17 protein-coding genes, 1 rRNA gene and 1 riboswitch are annotated in these 18,220 nt (G+C 41.5%); of the genes, 17 read left to right on the top strand and 1 reads right to left on the bottom strand.

Annotated features, from left to right (window positions below; genetic code table 11):
- The first annotated feature begins 5 nt into the window (after positions 1 to 5).
- The 15 genes from rrf to purD all read left to right on the top strand — a co-directional run bounded on the left by rrf (position 6) and on the right by purD (position 14,353).
- Positions 6 to 122 (top strand): 5S ribosomal RNA (rrf, locus tag M028_RS0108470).
- A 494-nt stretch (positions 123 to 616) separates the two neighbouring features.
- Positions 617 to 1,141, top strand: coding sequence for a DUF2179 domain-containing protein (locus M028_RS0108475; RefSeq protein ID WP_372512742.1), 525 nt, complete (start codon positions 617 to 619; stop codon positions 1,139 to 1,141).
- Positions 1,138 to 1,344, top strand: a complete 207-nt coding sequence (locus tag M028_RS0108480) for an NETI motif-containing protein (protein WP_026573532.1) — start codon at positions 1,138 to 1,140, stop codon at positions 1,342 to 1,344. Before M028_RS0108475 ends, M028_RS0108480 begins: the two co-directional genes overlap by 4 nt.
- Positions 1,345 to 1,433: 89 nt before the next feature.
- Positions 1,434 to 1,535, top strand: a riboswitch (purine riboswitch).
- Positions 1,536 to 1,666: 131 nt separating this feature from the next.
- The gene (gene purE, locus M028_RS0108485) at positions 1,667 to 2,155 is read left to right on the top strand and encodes a 5-(carboxyamino)imidazole ribonucleotide mutase (RefSeq protein WP_026573533.1); all 489 of its coding nucleotides are present in this window, start codon (positions 1,667 to 1,669) and stop codon (positions 2,153 to 2,155) included.
- The gene (gene purK, locus M028_RS0108490; protein ID WP_026573534.1) at positions 2,148 to 3,293 is read left to right on the top strand and encodes a 5-(carboxyamino)imidazole ribonucleotide synthase; all 1,146 of its coding nucleotides are present in this window, start codon (positions 2,148 to 2,150) and stop codon (positions 3,291 to 3,293) included. Before purE ends, purK begins: the two co-directional genes overlap by 8 nt.
- Positions 3,294 to 3,296: 3 nt before the next feature.
- A complete protein-coding gene (gene purB / locus M028_RS0108495; RefSeq protein WP_026573535.1) occupies positions 3,297 to 4,592 on the top strand; it encodes an adenylosuccinate lyase in 1,296 nt (431 codons plus the stop codon).
- A gap of 76 nt (positions 4,593 to 4,668) precedes the next feature.
- Complete coding sequence (purC, locus tag M028_RS0108500; protein ID WP_081810692.1) at positions 4,669 to 5,382, top strand: phosphoribosylaminoimidazolesuccinocarboxamide synthase; 714 nt, start codon at positions 4,669 to 4,671, stop codon at positions 5,380 to 5,382.
- Positions 5,375 to 5,629 carry a phosphoribosylformylglycinamidine synthase subunit PurS gene (gene purS / locus M028_RS0108505; protein ID WP_026573537.1) on the top strand — a complete coding sequence of 85 codons (255 nt, stop codon included), beginning with the start codon at positions 5,375 to 5,377 and terminating at the stop codon, positions 5,627 to 5,629. Before purC ends, purS begins: the two co-directional genes overlap by 8 nt.
- A complete protein-coding gene (purQ, locus tag M028_RS0108510) occupies positions 5,626 to 6,309 on the top strand; it encodes a phosphoribosylformylglycinamidine synthase subunit PurQ (protein WP_026573538.1) in 684 nt (227 codons plus the stop codon). Before purS ends, purQ begins: the two co-directional genes overlap by 4 nt.
- Positions 6,293 to 8,518, top strand: a complete 2,226-nt coding sequence (purL, locus tag M028_RS0108515; RefSeq protein WP_026573539.1) for a phosphoribosylformylglycinamidine synthase subunit PurL — start codon at positions 6,293 to 6,295, stop codon at positions 8,516 to 8,518. Before purQ ends, purL begins: the two co-directional genes overlap by 17 nt.
- Entirely contained in the window at positions 8,494 to 9,906 is a 1,413-nt protein-coding gene (gene purF / locus M028_RS0108520) for an amidophosphoribosyltransferase (protein WP_026573540.1), read from the top strand. Before purL ends, purF begins: the two co-directional genes overlap by 25 nt.
- Before the next feature lie 15 nt (positions 9,907 to 9,921).
- The gene (purM, locus tag M028_RS0108525; protein WP_026573541.1) at positions 9,922 to 10,956 is read left to right on the top strand and encodes a phosphoribosylformylglycinamidine cyclo-ligase; all 1,035 of its coding nucleotides are present in this window, start codon (positions 9,922 to 9,924) and stop codon (positions 10,954 to 10,956) included.
- A complete protein-coding gene (gene purN / locus M028_RS0108530; protein WP_026573542.1) occupies positions 10,953 to 11,555 on the top strand; it encodes a phosphoribosylglycinamide formyltransferase in 603 nt (200 codons plus the stop codon). Before purM ends, purN begins: the two co-directional genes overlap by 4 nt.
- Positions 11,530 to 13,068, top strand: coding sequence for a bifunctional phosphoribosylaminoimidazolecarboxamide formyltransferase/IMP cyclohydrolase (gene purH, locus M028_RS0108535; protein ID WP_026573543.1), 1,539 nt, complete (start codon positions 11,530 to 11,532; stop codon positions 13,066 to 13,068). The genes purN and purH overlap by 26 nt, the downstream gene beginning before the upstream one ends.
- 13 nt (positions 13,069 to 13,081) lie before the next feature.
- Positions 13,082 to 14,353 (top strand): phosphoribosylamine--glycine ligase, encoded by a 1,272-nt coding sequence (purD, locus tag M028_RS0108540; protein ID WP_026573544.1) that lies wholly within the window; start codon positions 13,082 to 13,084, stop codon positions 14,351 to 14,353.
- 514 nt (positions 14,354 to 14,867) lie between these two features.
- Here purD and M028_RS0108545 read toward each other — a convergent pair.
- On the bottom strand, positions 14,868 to 15,182 hold the full coding sequence (locus tag M028_RS0108545; protein WP_026573545.1) for a YgaP family membrane protein: 315 nt from the start codon (positions 15,180 to 15,182) through the stop codon (positions 14,868 to 14,870).
- A 164-nt stretch (positions 15,183 to 15,346) separates the two neighbouring features.
- On the opposite strand from M028_RS0108545, the gene M028_RS0108550 reads away from it, so the two are divergent.
- Both M028_RS0108550 and M028_RS0108555 read left to right on the top strand, forming a co-directional pair.
- A complete protein-coding gene (locus M028_RS0108550; RefSeq protein ID WP_026573546.1) occupies positions 15,347 to 17,089 on the top strand; it encodes an adenine deaminase C-terminal domain-containing protein in 1,743 nt (580 codons plus the stop codon).
- A 65-nt stretch (positions 17,090 to 17,154) separates the two neighbouring features.
- Complete coding sequence (locus M028_RS0108555) at positions 17,155 to 18,207, top strand: DUF3048 domain-containing protein (protein ID WP_026573547.1); 1,053 nt, start codon at positions 17,155 to 17,157, stop codon at positions 18,205 to 18,207.
- Positions 18,208 to 18,220: the final 13 nt, after the last annotated feature.

Below are 18,220 nucleotides of genomic sequence, written 5' to 3' on the forward strand. Positions count from 1 at the left end.
AATAGTCTGGCAATAATGGCGAGAAGGTCACACCCGTTCCCATACCGAACACGGAAGTTAAGCTTCTCAGCGCCGATGGTAGTTGGGGGCTGTCCCCCTGTGAGAGTAGGACATTGCCAGGCACCAAAAAAGACAACCTGTTGAAGGTTGTCTTTTTTGGCGTTCGTGGGTAAAGCAATGGCACATAAAAGTAATATTGCGGAACATATAACTCTAAATTGAAACATAAAACAGATGAATTAGCTCATATATGGTTTAATATGGAACATAAAATTAAAAACCATTTAAAAGATAACTTTAAAAAGAGCAATACACCTAATAATTCTCTATTAAGATAAAAAAGGAAATTATTGTTACTTAATCCAGGCACCTGCCTGGGTTTTTTTTTCGCCAAAAGGGTATAGAAATATAAAATGGACTAATTTTGCACATGAATTTTAAAATGGAACATAAAAAAGACAAAACGGAACATATATGATGCAACATGGAACAAAAATTTTTAGTAAGAAAATTTTTCTCTTCATACACAATCTAGCTACTAGACCTTTGTAAAAATTGTGCTAAAGTGGGGGAAGGATATTTAAAGGGGGTAATTATTTTGCTAGAGAATAGTTTCATGATGGTAGCCATAATCCTTGTTATCAATATTGTCTATGTCTCCTTTTTTACAATTAGAATGATCTTAACCTTAAAAGGACAACGGTATTTGGCTGCATTTCTCAGCATGATTGAAGTCGTTATATATGTACTGGGCCTAGGCCTAGTGTTAAATAACTTAAATGAAATCCAGAACCTTATTGCATATGCTGTGGGATATGGAATCGGTGTTGTAGTCGGAATGAAAATAGAGGAAAAGCTCGCACTTGGCTATATTACTGTCAATGTAATCACAACCGAGTATGATAAAAATTTACCGGGAATACTGCGGGAAAAGGGATACGGAGTGACAAACTGGGAAGCAAACGGACTTGAAGGGGATCGGATGGCGATGCAAATCTTAACCCCAAGAAAATTTGAATTAAAGCTCTATGATACAATCAAGAATCTAGACCCAAAAGCATTTATTATTTCGTACGAACCCAAATCCATCCATGGGGGGTTCTGGGTCAAATCTGTGAAAAGAGGGAAATTATTTTCATGAGTCAAAAGAGGCAGAGAAAATTGCAATTTGAAGTACAGGAAAATGAAACCATTGATGCATGCCTAACACGAATGAAACAGCAGGGATATATCCCGATTAGAAGGCTTGAAAAGCCGATTTTTCAAGAAATTAAAAAGGGAAATGAAACCATTTATGAACCAATCGGCCGTCAAATTGTCTTTGAAGGGCAATTTAATGAGTAAAACACGAACAATATGGTGCTAACCAAATTTAATTGTTCGATATAATGGTTGACAGTTATTCGATTGGAATGTAAGATAAGTGTGTAGCAAATGACAAATAATCTTACCCTCGTATATCAATGGGAATATGGCCCATAAGTTTCTACCCAATAACCGTAAATTATTGGACTATGAGGGAAAGTCAATATGTTCGGCAACAATACAGTTAGGGGCGGCCCTTAACTTTGTTGACCTTTTCATCAAGATGCCCGGACAAATGGCTTTCTCTTTTAGAGGATGCTATTTGTCTGGGCTTTTTATTTGGCTAAAAGGGGGATGCGGCATGACGAAGCTTGTTGGTGTCATCATGGGAAGCAAATCAGACTGGGAAACAATGAAACATGCCTGTGAAATATTAGAAGAACTCGAAATTGCATATGAAAAAAAGGTAGTTTCTGCGCATCGGACACCAGATTTAATGTTTACCTATGCGCAAGAAGCAAGAGATAGAGGTTTAAAGGTAATTATTGCAGGAGCAGGCGGGGCGGCACATCTTCCTGGAATGGTTGCAGCAAAAACAACGCTTCCTGTCATCGGGGTTCCGGTCCAATCAAAGGCCTTAAATGGTTTAGACTCCCTGCTTTCGATTGTGCAAATGCCGGGTGGAGTACCGGTGGCAACCGTTGCAATTGGTAAAGCTGGAGCAGTTAACGCAGGCCTTTTAGCAGCACAAATTTTATCAACAGAAGATAGAGAATTAGCAGGAAAATTAGAAGCAAGACGCCATGCAATCAAGGAAGAAGTTCTAGAAAGCGGTGAGCAGCTTGTCTAACAAAATCATTTTACCGGGGTTGACAATTGGGATTATCGGTGGTGGTCAATTGGGAAGAATGATGGCCCTCTCAGCTAAGGCTCAAGGCTATCGGATTGCCGTCCTGGAACCAACAGCAGACTCCCCGTGTGGTCAAGTAGCCGATACAGAAGTTATCGGCGCATATGATGACCGGGAAGCAATCAGCCGCTTAGCTGAAATTAGTGATGTGATTACTTATGAATTTGAAAACATTGATGCAGATACACTTGAATGGCTTTGTGAACGAGCGTACGTTCCACAAGGACCGAAATTGCTGACAGTTACCCAGAATCGGATTAAGGAAAAGGCGGCAATCCAGCAGGCGGGTGTTGAAGTAGCACCGTATGAAATCATTAACAGTTTAGAGGATTTATTTTTAAAAATTCAAGCAATCGGCTATCCCGCTGTGTTGAAGACGGCAAGAGGCGGCTACGACGGAAAGGGCCAGCTTGTCATAAAAGTTCAGCAGGATCTGCAAAAAGCGGAGGAACTCATCAAATTGGGTGCATGTGTGCTCGAAAAATGGATTCCCTTTGAAAAGGAAATATCGGTTATCGTCACACGCAAGCTTGATGGGGAAACAGCGATATTCCCTGTGGCCGAAAACATCCATCAAGACAATATATTGCATCAAACGATTGTTCCGGCTCGCATTTCGGAAGATGTTCAAGAAAATGCAATTCAAAAGGCAAAACAAATTGCGGACTCATTAAATTTAGTCGGAACACTTGCAGTTGAAATGTTTTTAACGTGTGATGGCACAATATATATCAATGAACTGGCACCACGGCCTCATAATTCAGGGCATTATTCGATTGAAGCCTGCGAGACGTCACAGTTTGAACAGCATGTACGTGCAATCTGCAATCTGCCTTTAGGAAGCACCGAGCTATTAAAACCAGTAGTTATGGTCAACCTATTAGGGGAGCATCTTGAAAGTATGTATGAAGAAATTCCGGGTATGAAAGACTGGAAGGTTCATCTTTACGGAAAAAAAGAACCAAAAGTAAAACGAAAAATGGGACACGTAACGATTTTACGTGATAATGTAACAGAGGCCCTTACAGAAATTGAACAAAGCGGCATTTGGAAAGTAAAAGAAAAGATCGGAGGATAAAACATGATTGATCGTTATACTAGACCGGAAATGGGTGCTATTTGGACAGAAGAAAATCGCTTTAAGGCATGGCTTGAGGTGGAAATCCTTGCTTGCGAAGCATGGTCAGAGCTTGGTGAAATTCCGAAGGAGGATGTAAAAAAGCTTCGTGAAAATGCCTCCTTCAATATCGACCGAATTAAAGAAATTGAAGAAGAAACTAGACACGATGTTGTAGCCTTTACCCGTGCTGTATCGGAAACTTTAGGGGAAGAACGCAAATGGGTTCATTACGGTTTAACTTCGACAGATGTGGTCGACACGGCTTTATCGTATGTTTTAAAACAGGCCAATGCGATTTTATTAAAAGATATCGAAAACTTTGTAGAAATTTTAAAGAATAAAGCACAAGAACACAAAATGACCGTTATGATGGGGCGTACCCATGGGGTTCACGCAGAACCTACTACTTTTGGTTTAAAGCTTGCCCTTTGGTATGAGGAAATGAAACGGAATCTTGATCGTTTCAAGCAAGCTGCAGCAGGTGTTGAATTTGGGAAAATTTCCGGCGCTGTAGGAACCTATGCCAATATCAACCCATTTGTTGAACAATATGTATGTGAAAAGCTTGGCATACAAAGAGCGCCAATCTCAACACAAACCCTGCAGCGTGACCGTCATGCTCACTATATGTCAACGATTGCTTTAATCGCTACCTCGATTGAAAAGTTTGCGGTTGAAGTTCGCGGCCTGCAAAAGAGTGAAACGCGTGAAGTTGAAGAATTTTTCGCAAAAGGACAAAAGGGTTCATCAGCAATGCCGCATAAGCGAAACCCAATTGGTTCTGAAAACATGACGGGAATGGCTCGCGTGATTCGCGGCTATATGTTAACAGCCTACGAAAATGTTCCATTATGGCATGAACGCGATATTTCTCATTCATCTGCTGAAAGAGTTATTCTACCGGATGCGACAATCGCATTGAATTACATGTTGAACCGTTTCGGTAATATTATTAAAAATCTTACAGTATATCCAGAAAATATGAAGCGCAATATGGATCGTACACTTGGATTAATTTATTCACAACGTGTATTGCTTGCGTTGATTGATAAAGGATTATCCCGTGAAGAGGCTTACGATACCGTTCAGCCAAAAGCAATGGAAGCATGGGAAAAACAAGTACCATTCCGTCAGTTAATTGAGGCTGAAACAAAAATCACCAGCCTGCTTAATGCGGAAGAAATTGGAGACTGTTTTGATTACAGCTATCACTTGCAGCATGTAGATACGATTTTTGACCGTTTAGGTTTGAACTAAAAAAATAAGGGGCAGCAGTTAGGCCCCCCTTCTACTAATAAAATTCCCAATATTGCAAAATTTGGAGGCGTTCCTGATGAAAGAACTTCTATACGAAGGAAAAGCGAAAAGAATTTATAAAACGGAAAATGACCAGGTTGTTTTAGTGGAATATAAAGATTCTGCAACTGCCTTTAACGGGCAAAAGAAAGCAGACATTACCGGTAAAGGGCGTTTAAATAATGAGATTACTAGTTTGCTATTTTTAAAGTTAAAAGAAAAGGGTATTGACTCTCATTTTATCGAACGCGTATCGGAATTAGAACAACTTGTGAAAAAGGTTACTATTATTCCACTTGAGACAGTTGTCCGTAATGTTGCAGCAGGAAGCTTTTCCAAAAGACTTGGTGTTGAAGAAGGAACGCCGTTGAAGGCTCCAATTGTTGAATTTTACTTAAAAGATGATGAACTTGGCGACCCGCTTGTTACCGTCGACCATATTCTTGAATTGAACTTAGCTACAGAAGAAGAAATCAAGGTATTAAGAGAGAAAGCCTTAGAAGTTGATGCAGTTTTATCGAGCTTTTTCGAAGAATTGGGTATTCGTCTGATTGACTTTAAATTAGAGTTTGGAAAAGACACGGATGGGCAAATCCTGCTTGCCGATGAAATATCACCTGATACCTGCAGATTGTGGGAGAAAGAGACAAATAAAAAGCTCGATAAAGATGTATTCCGTCGGGACCTTGGAAGTTTAACAGATGCATATGAAAATATTTTAGCGAGATTGGGAGGACATCAGAATGTTTAAAGTAAAGGTATTTGTCACGTTAAGAGAAAGTGTATTAGACCCGCAAGGAAAGGCAGTAACAAATTCTTTAAACTCTTTAAACTACAAGGAAGTAGCCGATGTCCGAATCGGTAAATATATGGAGTTAACAATTGAAAAGTCTGACCGTGATATTCATGAAGTGATCAATGAGATTTGCACAAACCTTTTAGCAAACCCGGTTATTGAAGATTACCGTTATGAGGTAGAGGAGTGTGTGGTCCAGTGAAATTTGCGGTAATCGTTTTTCCAGGATCAAACTGTGATATTGACATGTTTCACGCGATTAAAGATGAACTTGGGGAAGAAGTTGAATACGTTTGGCATGATACAGAAAGCCTAGATGAGTTTGATGGAATTTTACTTCCAGGCGGCTTTTCATACGGAGATTATTTGCGCTCAGGAGCCATTGCCCGATTCAGTAATGTTATGAAAGAGGTTGTGAAGGCGGCAAGAGCTGGCAAGCCGGTTATGGGTGTTTGTAACGGATTTCAAATTCTTTTGGAAGCAGGCCTGCTTCCGGGAGCAATGAGACGAAACGCGAGTTTATCCTTTATTTGTAAGCAAGTTGAATTAAAGGTTGAAAACAATCATACGATGTTTACTTCTGATTTAGCTGCAGGAGAAACCATCACGATTCCAGTTGCACATGGTGAAGGAAATTACTATTGCGACGAGGAAACGCTGGCAAAGCTAAAGGCCAATAACCAAATCGTTTTTACCTACCAGGAAAATCCGAACGGAAGCTTAGAAAACATCGCTGGTATAATAAACGAAAAAGGTAATGTATTAGGTATGATGCCGCACCCGGAAAGAGCTGTGGATGCTCTTTTAGGCAGTGCTGACGGGCTAAAATTGTTTCAATCGATTGTAAAGACTTGGAGGGAAGCACATGTTGTTAACGCGTGAACCAAATCCGAATGAGATTAAAGCGGAAAAAGTATATCAGCAAATGGGTTTGTCCGATGAAGAATTTGCGTTGGTTGAAAAAATCCTTGGACGCACGCCAAATTATACAGAAACAGGCTTATTTTCGGTTATGTGGTCTGAACACTGCAGCTACAAAAATTCCAAGCCAGTATTGAAAAAATTCCCGATTACAGGTGAGCGTGTACTTCAGGGCCCTGGGGAAGGGGCAGGTATCGTTGATATCGGTGATGATCAGGCGGTTGTGTTTAAAATTGAAAGTCATAACCATCCTTCAGCTATCGAGCCTTACCAAGGCGCAGCAACAGGTGTCGGCGGGATTATCCGTGACGTATTTTCAATGGGGGCACGTCCAATTGCAATGCTAAATTCTCTTCGTTTTGGAGAGTTAGATTCAGCACGTGTCCGCTATTTATTTAAAGAAGTTGTCGCTGGGATTGCCGGATACGGCAACTGTATCGGAATTCCAACCGTAGGCGGCGAAATTCAATTTGATCCATGCTATGAAGGAAATCCATTAGTCAATGCAATGTGTGTTGGTCTAATTGACCATAAGGATATTAAAAAAGGTCAGGCACATGGTGAAGGCAACACGGTGATGTATGTCGGTGCAAAAACAGGCCGTGATGGAATTCATGGTGCCACATTTGCTTCCGAAGAATTGACAGAACAATCTAGTGAAGACCGCCCAGCTGTACAGGTTGGCGATCCATTTATGGAGAAGCTGCTATTAGAAGCATGCTTAGAACTTATTCACTCCGATGCCCTTGTAGGAATTCAGGATATGGGAGCAGCAGGCTTAGTAAGTTCTTCCGCTGAAATGGCAAGTAAAGCCGGAATGGGAATTGAAATGAACTTGGATCTTGTTCCACAGCGTGAAACAGGAATGACTCCGTATGAAATGATGTTATCTGAATCGCAAGAACGGATGCTCATTGTCGTGAAGAAGGGCAGAGAGCAAGAAATCGTAGACCTTTTTAAAAAATATGAATTAGAAGCAGTTGCCATTGGTAAGGTTACAAGTGATAAACAGCTCCGCTTACTTCATAACGGAGAAGTTGTCGCAGATGTACCTGCTGATGCATTAGCCGAGGATGCACCGGTTTATCATAAACCATCAAAAGAACCGAGTTATTTTGCAGAATACCAAGCAATGGAGAATGAAATTCCTCAAGTGGAGGATTTGAAAGAAACGCTATTAAACCTTTTAAGTCAGCCAACGATTGCCAGCAAGGAATGGGTTTATGAGCAGTATGACCATATGGTCCGGACAAATACGGTTGTATCACCAGGCTCGGACGCAGCGGTAGTCAGAATTCGCGGTACACGTAAAGCATTGGCCATGACAACGGATTGTAATTCACGTTATGTATATTTAGATCCGGAAATAGGCGGAAAAATTGCTGTTGCTGAAGCAGCCCGCAATATTGTTTGCTCAGGAGCCGAACCATTAGCTATTACCGATAACTTAAATTTCGGTAACCCGGAAAAGCCTGAAGTTTTCTGGCAGATTGAAAAGGCAGCAGACGGCATGAGTGAAGCTTGCCGTGTTCTTGAGACACCGGTCATTGGTGGAAACGTCTCTTTATATAACGAAACAAGCGGAACAGCCATTTATCCAACACCGGTTGTTGGAATGGTCGGTTTAGTAACGGATCTTGATCATATTACAACTCAAAATTTTAAAAACGGCGGAGATTTAATTTATCTTGTCGGAGAAACAAAAGACGAGTTTGGCGGTAGTGAGCTGCAAAAACTATTGAACGGAAAAGTATTTGGCCGTGCCCCAGAGTTGAACGTTAAGATTGAGAAAGAAAGACAAAATAAAGTGCTCGCAGCAATCCGTGCGGGAGCGGTTGAATCAGCTCATGACCTTTCTGAAGGCGGCCTAGGAGTAGCTTTAGCAGAATGCCTTTTTGCTGACAAGCAGCTTGGAGCAGAAGTGAGTATCACAGGAAATGCAGTATCAGCTTTGTTTAGTGAAACACAATCTCGTTTTCTATTAACAGTGAAAAGAGAAAATCAAACAGAGTTTGAGCGTTTAGTAGATGCAAAATTGATTGGGGAAGTAACCGAAACAGCAACATTACAGGTATCAGGCGATAACGGCTTTGTATTTGAAGCTTCGGTGAACGAATTAAAAGCTGCTTGGAAAGGAGCTATCCCATGCTTGCTGAAATCAAGGGATTAAATGAAGAGTGCGGAGTTTTTGGAGTTTGGGGACATCAAGACGCGGCTCAGCTTGCTTATTACGCACTTCACAGTCTGCAGCACCGCGGACAAGAAGGTACCGGCATTGTTGTAACAGATGGTAAAGCACTTAAAGGTGTAAAAGGTGAAGGACTGGTTACGGAAATTTTTACTGCCGATGCAATGAAAGAATTAACAGGGAACGGGGCAATTGGTCACGTGCGTTATGCAACTGCTGGGGGCGGAGGATATGAAAATGTTCAGCCCCTGCTGTTCCATTCCCAAGTTGGAAGTCTTGCCCTTGCACACAATGGAAATCTCGTTAATGTGAATTCGCTTAAACATCAGCTGGAATCACAGGGAAGTATTTTTCAAACAAGTTCAGATACAGAGGTCTTGGCTCACTTGATGAAAAGAAGCGGTTATTCTGAATTGAAAGATCAGGCAAAAAACGCACTTTCCATGCTAAAAGGGGCTTATGCCTACCTGATTATGACGGAAACAGAATTATTAGTTGCGCTTGATCCGCATGGATTACGGCCCTTATCGCTTGGCTGCCTTGGCGATGCTTATGTAGTAGCATCGGAAACCTGTGCATTTGATGTCATTGGAGCGGAATATATCCGTGATGTTATGCCGGGAGAACTGCTCATCATTAATGATAATGGTATTGTCTCAGAACAATTTGCGGTGAGTTCTACAAAAGCTATTTGTATGATGGAATATATTTATTTTTCAAGACCTGATAGTGATATTCAAGGAATCAATGTTCATACAGCTCGGAAAAACCTTGGAAAGCAATTATTTAAAGAAGCCCCGATTGAAGCGGATGTTGTAACAGGGGTACCCGATTCAAGCATCTCTGCTGCGATTGGTTATGCGGAAGCCTCGGGTATTCCATACGAAATGGGGTTAATTAAAAACCGTTATGTCGGCAGAACGTTTATTCAGCCCTCACAATCGTTACGTGAGCAAGGGGTTAAAATGAAACTTTCGCCGGTTCGCGGAGTTGTGGAAGGAAAACGGGTTGTCATGGTTGATGATTCAATCGTCCGCGGTACGACTAGCAGACGCATTGTCACCATGCTAAAAGATGCTGGAGCGACAGAAGTCCATGTTGTGATCAGCTCGCCGCCAATAAAAAATCCATGTTTCTATGGAATTGATACATCAACAAAGGAAGAATTGATTGCTTCCGATAAATCAGTTGAGGAAATCAGAGAACTGATAGGAGCCGATTCGCTTACCTTCTTAAGCGTTGAAGGGATGGTTGAAGCAATTGGTAAAAAAGATGCGAACGGAACAGGCGGGTATTGCCTAGGCTGCTTTACAGGAAATTACCCGACAGAAATTTATCCGGATACACTTCAATACTATTACCAAAAGTAGATAGGGGGAACTGTCGTGGCAAATGCATATAAAGAAGCGGGAGTAAACATCGAAGCAGGCTATGAGGCGGTTGAACGAATGAAAAAGCATGTTCAAAAAACAGCAAGGACCGGAGTATTGGGCGGTTTAGGCGGTTTTGGGGGCATGTTTGACCTATCTGCGCTTCAATTAAAAGAGCCCGTCCTCGTGTCGGGAACGGACGGAGTCGGAACCAAGCTGATGCTTGCTTTTATGATGGATAAGCACGATACAATCGGCATTGATGCGGTAGCAATGTGTGTGAATGACATTGTGGTCCAAGGAGCAGAGCCTTTGTATTTTCTTGACTACATTGCCTGTGGAAAGGCTGTGCCTGAGAAGATTGAGGCAATTGTAAAAGGAATCGCGGATGGCTGTGAACAGGCAGGATGTGCCTTGATTGGCGGAGAAACGGCAGAGATGCCTGGTTTGTACAATGAATCGGAATATGATTTAGCAGGATTTTCAGTAGGGGCTTGTGAAAAAACACAATTGATTACAGGTGAAGCGATTAAGCCTGGGGATGTTCTTATCGGTTTGGCATCAAGTGGAATCCATAGCAATGGCTATTCTCTTGTTCGCAAGGTTTTTGCTGATCGGTCTTTATCAGAGTATGTTGATGAACTTGGCTGTACATTAGGGGAAGAACTATTAAAGCCAACAAAAATCTATGTGAAATCAATTTTATCAGCTTTGAAAAAATTCAACTTAAAGGGAATGGCTCATATTACCGGCGGTGGTTTTATCGAGAATATCCCAAGAATGCTCCCAGAGGGACTTGGTGCGGAAATTCAGGAACAAAGTTTTAACATTCCACCTGTGTTCAAACTGATGGAATCTGTTGGACAAATTCACCGGCAGGAGATGTATAATATCTTTAATATGGGAATTGGTATGGTGATTGCAGTAGACCAGACGATTGCTTCTGATGTGCTTGAACATTTTGGGCAATGCGGTGAAACAGCTTATGAAATCGGGATTGTAACCGAAACGGATGGAATTAGCATCATCCCGGCTGGAGGAAGAAAATGAAAAAAATCGCAGTATTTGCATCAGGGAGCGGAAGTAATTTTCAAGCCATCATTGATGTCGTTCAATCTGGAGAGCTAAAGGCCGATATTTCACTTCTTGTTTGTGACAAACCTGGTGCTTTTGCGGTTGATCGGGCAAATGCCGCCGGAATTCCAAGCTTTGCTTTTTCGGCTAAGGATTATCCATCAAAGGATGCCTATGAGACGGAAATTCTTGCGGAGTTAAAAAAACGTGGCGTGGAATTCATTGTCCTCGCGGGCTATATGCGTTTAATAGGACCGACCTTACTGCGAGAGTTTCAAGGAAGAATTGTCAATATTCATCCTTCCTTACTTCCTGCTTTTCCCGGTAAAGATGCCATTGGTCAGGCGCTTGACGCCAAAGCAACGTGGAGCGGAGTAACCATTCATTTTGTTGATGAGGGAATGGACACTGGGCCGATTATCGTTCAGGAACGCGTTCGTTTGGAAGAAGATGAAACACGTGAAAGCCTGCAGAACAAAATCCATGCAATTGAACACAAGCTATATCCGGCAATTTTACAGGTGCTTTTAACACAAGGGGGTATTGTAAATGGCAAAAAAGCGAGCGCTTATTAGTGTTTCAGATAAAACTGGAGTAATCGAGTTTGCAAAAGAACTCGTAAATCTTGGTTTTGAAATTATTTCTACGGGCGGAACAAAGAAAGCTATTCAAGAACAAGGAATTCCAGTTCTTAGTGTAAGTGATGTTACCGGGTTTCCTGAAATCTTAGAAGGCCGTGTTAAAACCTTGAATCCACTAATCCATGGTGGTTTATTGGCAAAACACGATGATCCCGCACATCAAGGTCAATTAGAAGAGCACGGAATTCAACCGATTCAGCTAGTATGTGTAAACCTTTATCCATTCCAGCAAACCATTGAGAAGCCGGATGTGACGGTAGCAGATGCGATTGAAAATATTGATATTGGCGGGCCGACAATGCTCCGCGCTTCTGCGAAAAATCATCAATATATTACAGTCGTAATTGACCCAGCGGATTATCAAACGGTTGCAGAGGAATTAAAAGCAGAAGGTCAAACGAAGCTTGAGACAAGAGTAAAGCTTGCCGCTAAGGTATTCCGTCACACTGCTGCATATGATGCGCTGATTGCCCAATATATGACAGATTTGGCTCAAGAGGAAACACCGGAAAATTTAACGGTAACCTATGAATTGAAACAATCACTCCGTTACGGAGAAAATCCACACCAAAAAGCAGCTTTTTATAAAAAACCATTAGGTTCTGCTTTTTCAATCGCAAATTCGAAGCAGCTTCACGGGAAAGAGCTTTCCTATAATAATATTAATGATGCTGACGCTGCGCTTCAGATTGTGAAGGAATTCTCAGAACCGGCTGCTGTAGCGGTTAAGCATATGAATCCATGCGGTGTTGGCACAGGAAAAACAGCGTATGAAGCTTTTGAAAAAGCATTTGCTGCGGACCCTGTTTCGATTTTTGGCGGAATTATCGCATTCAACCGGGAAGTGGATGCGGCGACTGCAGGGAAGCTTCGCGAAATTTTCTTAGAAATTATTATTGCTCCGGCATTTTCTGAGGAAGCTTTGTCCATTTTAACCGGGAAGAAGAATCTTCGCCTTTTAACTATTCCATTTGATCAAGCTAAAAAACCTGAATTTAAAATGACGACGATTGAGGGCGGACTGCTTGTTCAAGAACAAGATCGTTACACACTTGAGGATGCAACGATCACGATTCCAACAAAAAGACAACCAACAGAAGCAGAGTGGGAATCATTGAAGCTTGGCTGGCAGGTTGTGAAACATGTTAAATCAAATGCCATTGTTGTTGCAAGAAATGGGATGACCATTGGAATTGGAGCTGGTCAGATGAATCGCGTTGGAGCAGCTGAAATTGCTTTTAAACAAGCTGGAGAAAAAGCGGTAGGTGCAGGACTTGCCTCTGATGCCTTTTTCCCAATGGATGATACCGTTGAGGCAGCGGCAAATGCAGGAATCACTGCAATTATTCAACCGGGTGGATCGATTCGCGATGAAGATTCGATTAAAAAAGCGGATGAGTATGGAATTGCCATGGTCTTTACAGGAGTAAGACATTTCAAACACTAATGGGGGCGAGTTTGTGAAGGTTTTAATCATTGGCCGTGGTGGAAGAGAGCATGCGATTTGCCGAAAAGTGAGTGAAAGCAGCAAGGTGGAACGTGTTTTTGCCGCTCCTGGGAATCCAGGGATGGAGGACTTTGCTGAGCTGATTCCGCTGCAGGAGTCTGAACAAGAAAAATTGATTCAATTTGCGAAAGAGGAAGGAATTGGGTTAACGATTATTGGACCAGAGGTTCCGCTCCTTGAAGGACTGGCAGATCGATTCACGGAAGCAGGTCTTCCTGTGTTTGGTCCTAAAAAAGCAGCAGCTGAAATTGAAGGCAGTAAGTCGTTTGCGAAGGAATTAATGAAGAAATACCAAATTCCAACTGCTGATTATGCGGTTTTCACTTCCTTTGATGAGGCAAGTAATTATATAGAAGAAAAAGGTGCTCCGATTGTAATAAAAGCGGATGGACTTGCAGCGGGAAAAGGTGTTACCGTGGCGATGACTAAAGAGGAAGCTTTGGAAAGCCTTGAAGATATGCTAGTTGGCGCTAAGTTCGGTGCAGCGTCTTCTCGTGTTGTGATTGAGGAGTTTTTAGCCGGTGAAGAGTTTTCCCTTATGGCCTTTGTAAATGGTCAGACGGTGATCCCACTTGAAATCGCTCAGGACCATAAGCGTGCGTTTGATGGGGATCAAGGTCCGAATACGGGGGGAATGGGTGCATATTCTCCTGTACCACAAATTCGTGATGAAATGGTTCAAACAGCGTTAGAGACGATTCTTAAGCCTGCAGCAGAAGCCATGGTTACAGAAGGAAGAAGCTTTTGCGGGATTTTATACGCTGGACTGATTGCAACGGATAAGGGTCCAAAGGTTATTGAATTTAACGCAAGATTTGGAGATCCGGAAACCCAAGTGATTTTACCAAGGTTAAAATCTGATTTGGTTGAAGTGATTCTTGAGCTTTTGGATGGTCAAGCACCAAGCCTTGAATGGGACGAGCAGACGATGATTGGGGTCGTTGTGGCAGCAAAGGGATATCCTGAAACCTATGAAAAGGGTGCTGTCCTTAATGGGTTAAATGAATTTAGTGAACAGGCTTATATTTTTCATGCCGGAACAGCGAAAAATGAGCAGGATGAATTCATTACGAATGGCGGCAGAGTCTTGCTTGTAGGTGGACTTGGGGAAACGGTTGAGGATGCCCAGAAAAAGGTTTATGCCGAACTTGAAAATCTGCAATGTGATGGTGTCTTTTATCGAAAAGATATTGGTTATAAAGCAGCGAGGTTTGTAAATAGCTAAATGAAAGAGGGCTGGCTACGCTGCCAGTCCTCTTCATTATTTTGGGAATTCCGTAATCGAAGTGGGTGTAGATGCCTGTGAAGAGGAAAAAAGGGTGTTAGTGGTAACCGAGCGAGGCTATAGATGCCCGTAAAGAGGAAAAAAAGATGTTAGTGGTAACCGAGCGAGGCTATAGATGCCCATGAAGAGGAAAAAAGAGTGCACGCGGTAATCGAAAGGGGCAATAGATACCCGTAAAGAGGAAAAAAAGGTGTTGGCGGTAACCGAAAGAGGCAATAGATGCCCGTAAAGAGGAAAAAAAGATGTTAGTGGTAACCGAGCGAGGCAATAGATGCCCATGAAGAGGAAAAAAGAATGCAGACGGTAACCGAAAGAGGCTAGAGAAGATGAAAAAAGAGTGCACGCGGTAATCGAAAGAGGCAATAGATGCCCGTAAAGAGAAAAAAAAGTGTACGAGGTAACTAAACAAGCGTTTAAAAACAAAAAAGCCCTCCCAAGAGAAGGCTTTAGATATTTAAGTCGGGTTATAAGGCAAAACCTCATCCCCATCCATATTCGTCAATCCCTCCAACCCATCCATTGAATCATGATGAGCCTCAGACTGTTTAATTTCAGGATTCATAACAGGACATTTTTTATAAAGAGCTGTTACGGGGCAGTAACGGACAATTCCTTCCCCTACCTTCATCGCACCACAAACAGCTGCTAATAAATAAGAGTCTCTCCAAGGTCTTTTAACAAGTTTGGCAGTTGCCCAAGCAAGAACAGTCAAGCCAAAGGTAATTCGAATCAAGGCATTTAAAATCCCGATATTTGGTTTGATATTCATATTGTTCACTCCTTCACAAAATTTTAACATTATTTATCAAGTCTTTACTGCTTTACATTGCGAAATATGATAGTATAATAACAAATGGTTTTGTAAGGGTTTTCTTTACGATTAAATCAATATTCTTTTATAGATAAATAGACTTAAAGAGGGAGGGATATCATGTGCTGGAACAACGTTATCGATGGAAAAATAAACATTTACGGACGCATGTATCAGTATTAGAGGGGAGAACTTCTCCCACCATTTTATTAAAAAATGCTTTGTATTTAAATCAGGCTTTTCGTCAATGGATGAGAGCCAATATTTGGATTTATGATGATCGGATTGTTTATGTCGGCGAAAACTTGCCAGCTAAATTAAAGAACTGCGAAGTAATCGATTGTACAAATGAAATTCTTGTTCCTGGATACATTGAACCGCATGCCCATCCGTTTCAATTATATAATCCCCATACATTGGCGGAATATGCATCACAATTTGGAACGACAACCTTAATCAATGACAATATGGCGCTAATTTTAAACTTAAAAAAAAGGGAAGCGTTTTCATTATTAAGGGAGCTGCGGACCATTCCGACTACAATGTTTTGGTGGAGCCGTTTTGATTCCCAAACGGAAATATTAGGGGAAGAAGAAACCTTTTCACACAGTAATGTAAAATTGTGGCTTGAGCATGATGCAGTCCTTCAGGGCGGAGAATTAACAGGTTGGCCGAAGCTTCTAGATGGGGACGATATGATGCTTCATTGGATTCAGGAAGCAAAGCGGATGCGGAAGAAAATTGAAGGTCATTTTCCGGGTGCATCTGAAAAGACTTTAGCGAAGCTGATGCTACTTGGGGCGGATTGCGACCATGAATCAATGACAGGTGAAGAGGTTTATAATCGACTAATGCAAGGCTATATGGTAACATTGCGCCATTCATCGATTCGGCCAGATTTACCGGTACTTCTTGACGATATAAAACGATTAGGGATTCAAACGTATGATCGGTTCATGTTTACGACAGATGGGTCAACATCCAATTTTTACGAGCAGGGAATTATTGATCAGCTGATCCGGATTGCAATTGAAAAGGATGTTCCGAGCATTGATGCTTATAATATGGCAACGATTAACGTCGCAAGGTACTATAACATTGAACATTTACACGGAAGTATTGCAACCGGACGGGTTGCCAATATTAACTTTTTATCGAGCATTGAAGATCCAACTCCTATTTCTGTTCTTGCGAAAGGTAAATGGGTTAAACGCGACGGGAAACAAACGGAAGTGAATGCTGAGATTAACTGGCCGGACTTCGGACTTAAGCCACTGGAACTGGATTGGAATTTGTCTATTGATGATTTGCAATTTTCGATGCCATTTGGGATAAAAATGGAGAATTCTGTTATCACGAAACCCTATTCCATTGCTATTGATGTTTCAGGAGATGAACTGCCAACGAATCATGATGAAAGCTTTTTTACATTGATTGACCGTAAAGGTAAGTGGAGAATCAATACCATGCTAAAGGGATTTACTTCAAAGTTATCCGCGCTTGCAAGTTCTTTTTCAGGCACAGGAGACATTATATTAATCGGTAAAAATAAAAAAGATATGATCCATGCATTTGACCGAATGAAAGAACTTGGCGGAGGAATTGTGTTAGTGCAGGATGGTCAAGTGATTTGTGAGGTTCCTTTATCATTGGGAGGAATCATGTCGGAAAAGCCGATGGAACGTTTAATGGAGGAAGAAAAAAGACTTCTTGAAGAACTGAGTGAACGGGGGTATTCATTTGGAGACCCCATTAGTAGTTTATTATTTTTCTCTTCTACCCATTTACCGTACATTCGAATCACACAGCAAGGAATGTACGATGTTATGAATAAAACAGTACTCTTTCCGTCTATAATGCGTTAAAATGTAAATAGGTTAATGCATTACAGTGTAAAAGTCTTTTAACCAAAAATAGGGGTGGCTATTAGATGAAGAAATGGGCGGTCATAGTGGCAGCTGTCTTCTTATTGTTGTCCGGATGCAGCAAAAAGGAAACTGTCAAAAAGCCTGATGAGAATGTGAAAAAAGATGTAGGAAAAGTAGAACAAAAAGCGGATGAAAAGAATGAATTCCCATATTACTTTCCTTTAACCGGAAAGGGTTCACAAACTGAAACAGACAGCAGGGCTGTTGCTGTAATGATTAATAACCATCCTGCAGCAAGACCGCAATCAGGTTTAAACAAGGCTGATATCGTTTATGAAATTTTGGCTGAAGGGAATATCACAAGATTTCTTGCCGTATTTCAAAGCGAAAAGCCCAAAAATATCGGGCCGGTACGGAGCGCCCGGGATTATTATATTGACTTGGCCAAAGGCTTAAATGCACTTTATATTGCTCACGGCTATAGTCCGGAAGCCAAAAAAATGCTTAAATCAGGATATATTGACAACTTGAATGGCATGGTTTATGATGGAACACTTTTCCATCGGGCGAGTTTTAGAGTAGCACCGCACAATTCGTATATCACCTATGATAATATTTTAAAAGGTGCGAAAATGAACAAATATTCAATGGACAAAACACCACCTTCCTTTAAATTTCTTTCAGAAGAGGACGCTAAAAAGGTTACCGGAGCCGATGCTAAATCGGTAAAGATTTCTTATTATGCTAGCGGCGACTTTGATTGTGTGTATGAGTATGATTCCGCTACAGGGAAATATAAACGTTTCCAGGGCGGGGAACAAACTGTTGATTTAGAAACAAAAGACCCGATCCTTTTAGATAATATTTTCATTGTTGAGGCAAAGCATGAAGTAATCGACAAAAAAGGACGGCGTACGATCGACTTTCAATCCGGAGGCAAAGGGTATTTAGTGCAGATGGGGAAAGTAAACGAAGTGGAATGGAAAAATGAGAACGGTAGGATCGTCCCAATGAAAAATGGAGAAGAGGTTCCATTTGTCCAAGGTAAAACATGGGTAAACGTTGTTCCAACAGACCCGGGAATGCAAAAAAGTGTTTCGTTTAATGTGAAATAATTTTATTCAAACT

Source organism: Bacillus sp. UNC438CL73TsuS30, from assembly GCF_000482325.1.
Lineage (GTDB): Bacteria > Bacillota > Bacilli > Bacillales > Cytobacillaceae > Neobacillus.

Bases quoted from the DNA above. Each gene is read 5' to 3' on its own strand.
- M028_RS0108480 (WP_026573532.1), top strand. From the start codon at position 1,138: ATGAGTCAAAAGAGGCAGAGAAAATTGCAATTTGAAGTACAGGAAAAT.
- M028_RS0108475 (WP_372512742.1), top strand. From the start codon at position 617: ATGATGGTAGCCATAATCCTTGTTATCAATATTGTCTATGTCTCCTTT.
- purF (WP_026573540.1), top strand. From the start codon at position 8,494: ATGCTTGCTGAAATCAAGGGATTAAATGAAGAGTGCGGAGTTTTTGGA.
- purH (WP_026573543.1), top strand. From the start codon at position 11,530: ATGGCAAAAAAGCGAGCGCTTATTAGTGTTTCAGATAAAACTGGAGTA.
- purC (WP_081810692.1), top strand. From the start codon at position 4,669: ATGAAAGAACTTCTATACGAAGGAAAAGCGAAAAGAATTTATAAAACG.
- M028_RS0108555 (WP_026573547.1), top strand. From the start codon at position 17,155: ATGAAGAAATGGGCGGTCATAGTGGCAGCTGTCTTCTTATTGTTGTCC.
- purL (WP_026573539.1), top strand. From the start codon at position 6,293: ATGTTGTTAACGCGTGAACCAAATCCGAATGAGATTAAAGCGGAAAAA.
- purN (WP_026573542.1), top strand. From the start codon at position 10,953: ATGAAAAAAATCGCAGTATTTGCATCAGGGAGCGGAAGTAATTTTCAA.
- purB (WP_026573535.1), top strand. From the start codon at position 3,297: ATGATTGATCGTTATACTAGACCGGAAATGGGTGCTATTTGGACAGAA.
- M028_RS0108545 (WP_026573545.1), bottom strand. From the start codon at position 15,182: ATGAATATCAAACCAAATATCGGGATTTTAAATGCCTTGATTCGAATT.
- purE (WP_026573533.1), top strand. From the start codon at position 1,667: ATGACGAAGCTTGTTGGTGTCATCATGGGAAGCAAATCAGACTGGGAA.
- purS (WP_026573537.1), top strand. From the start codon at position 5,375: ATGTTTAAAGTAAAGGTATTTGTCACGTTAAGAGAAAGTGTATTAGAC.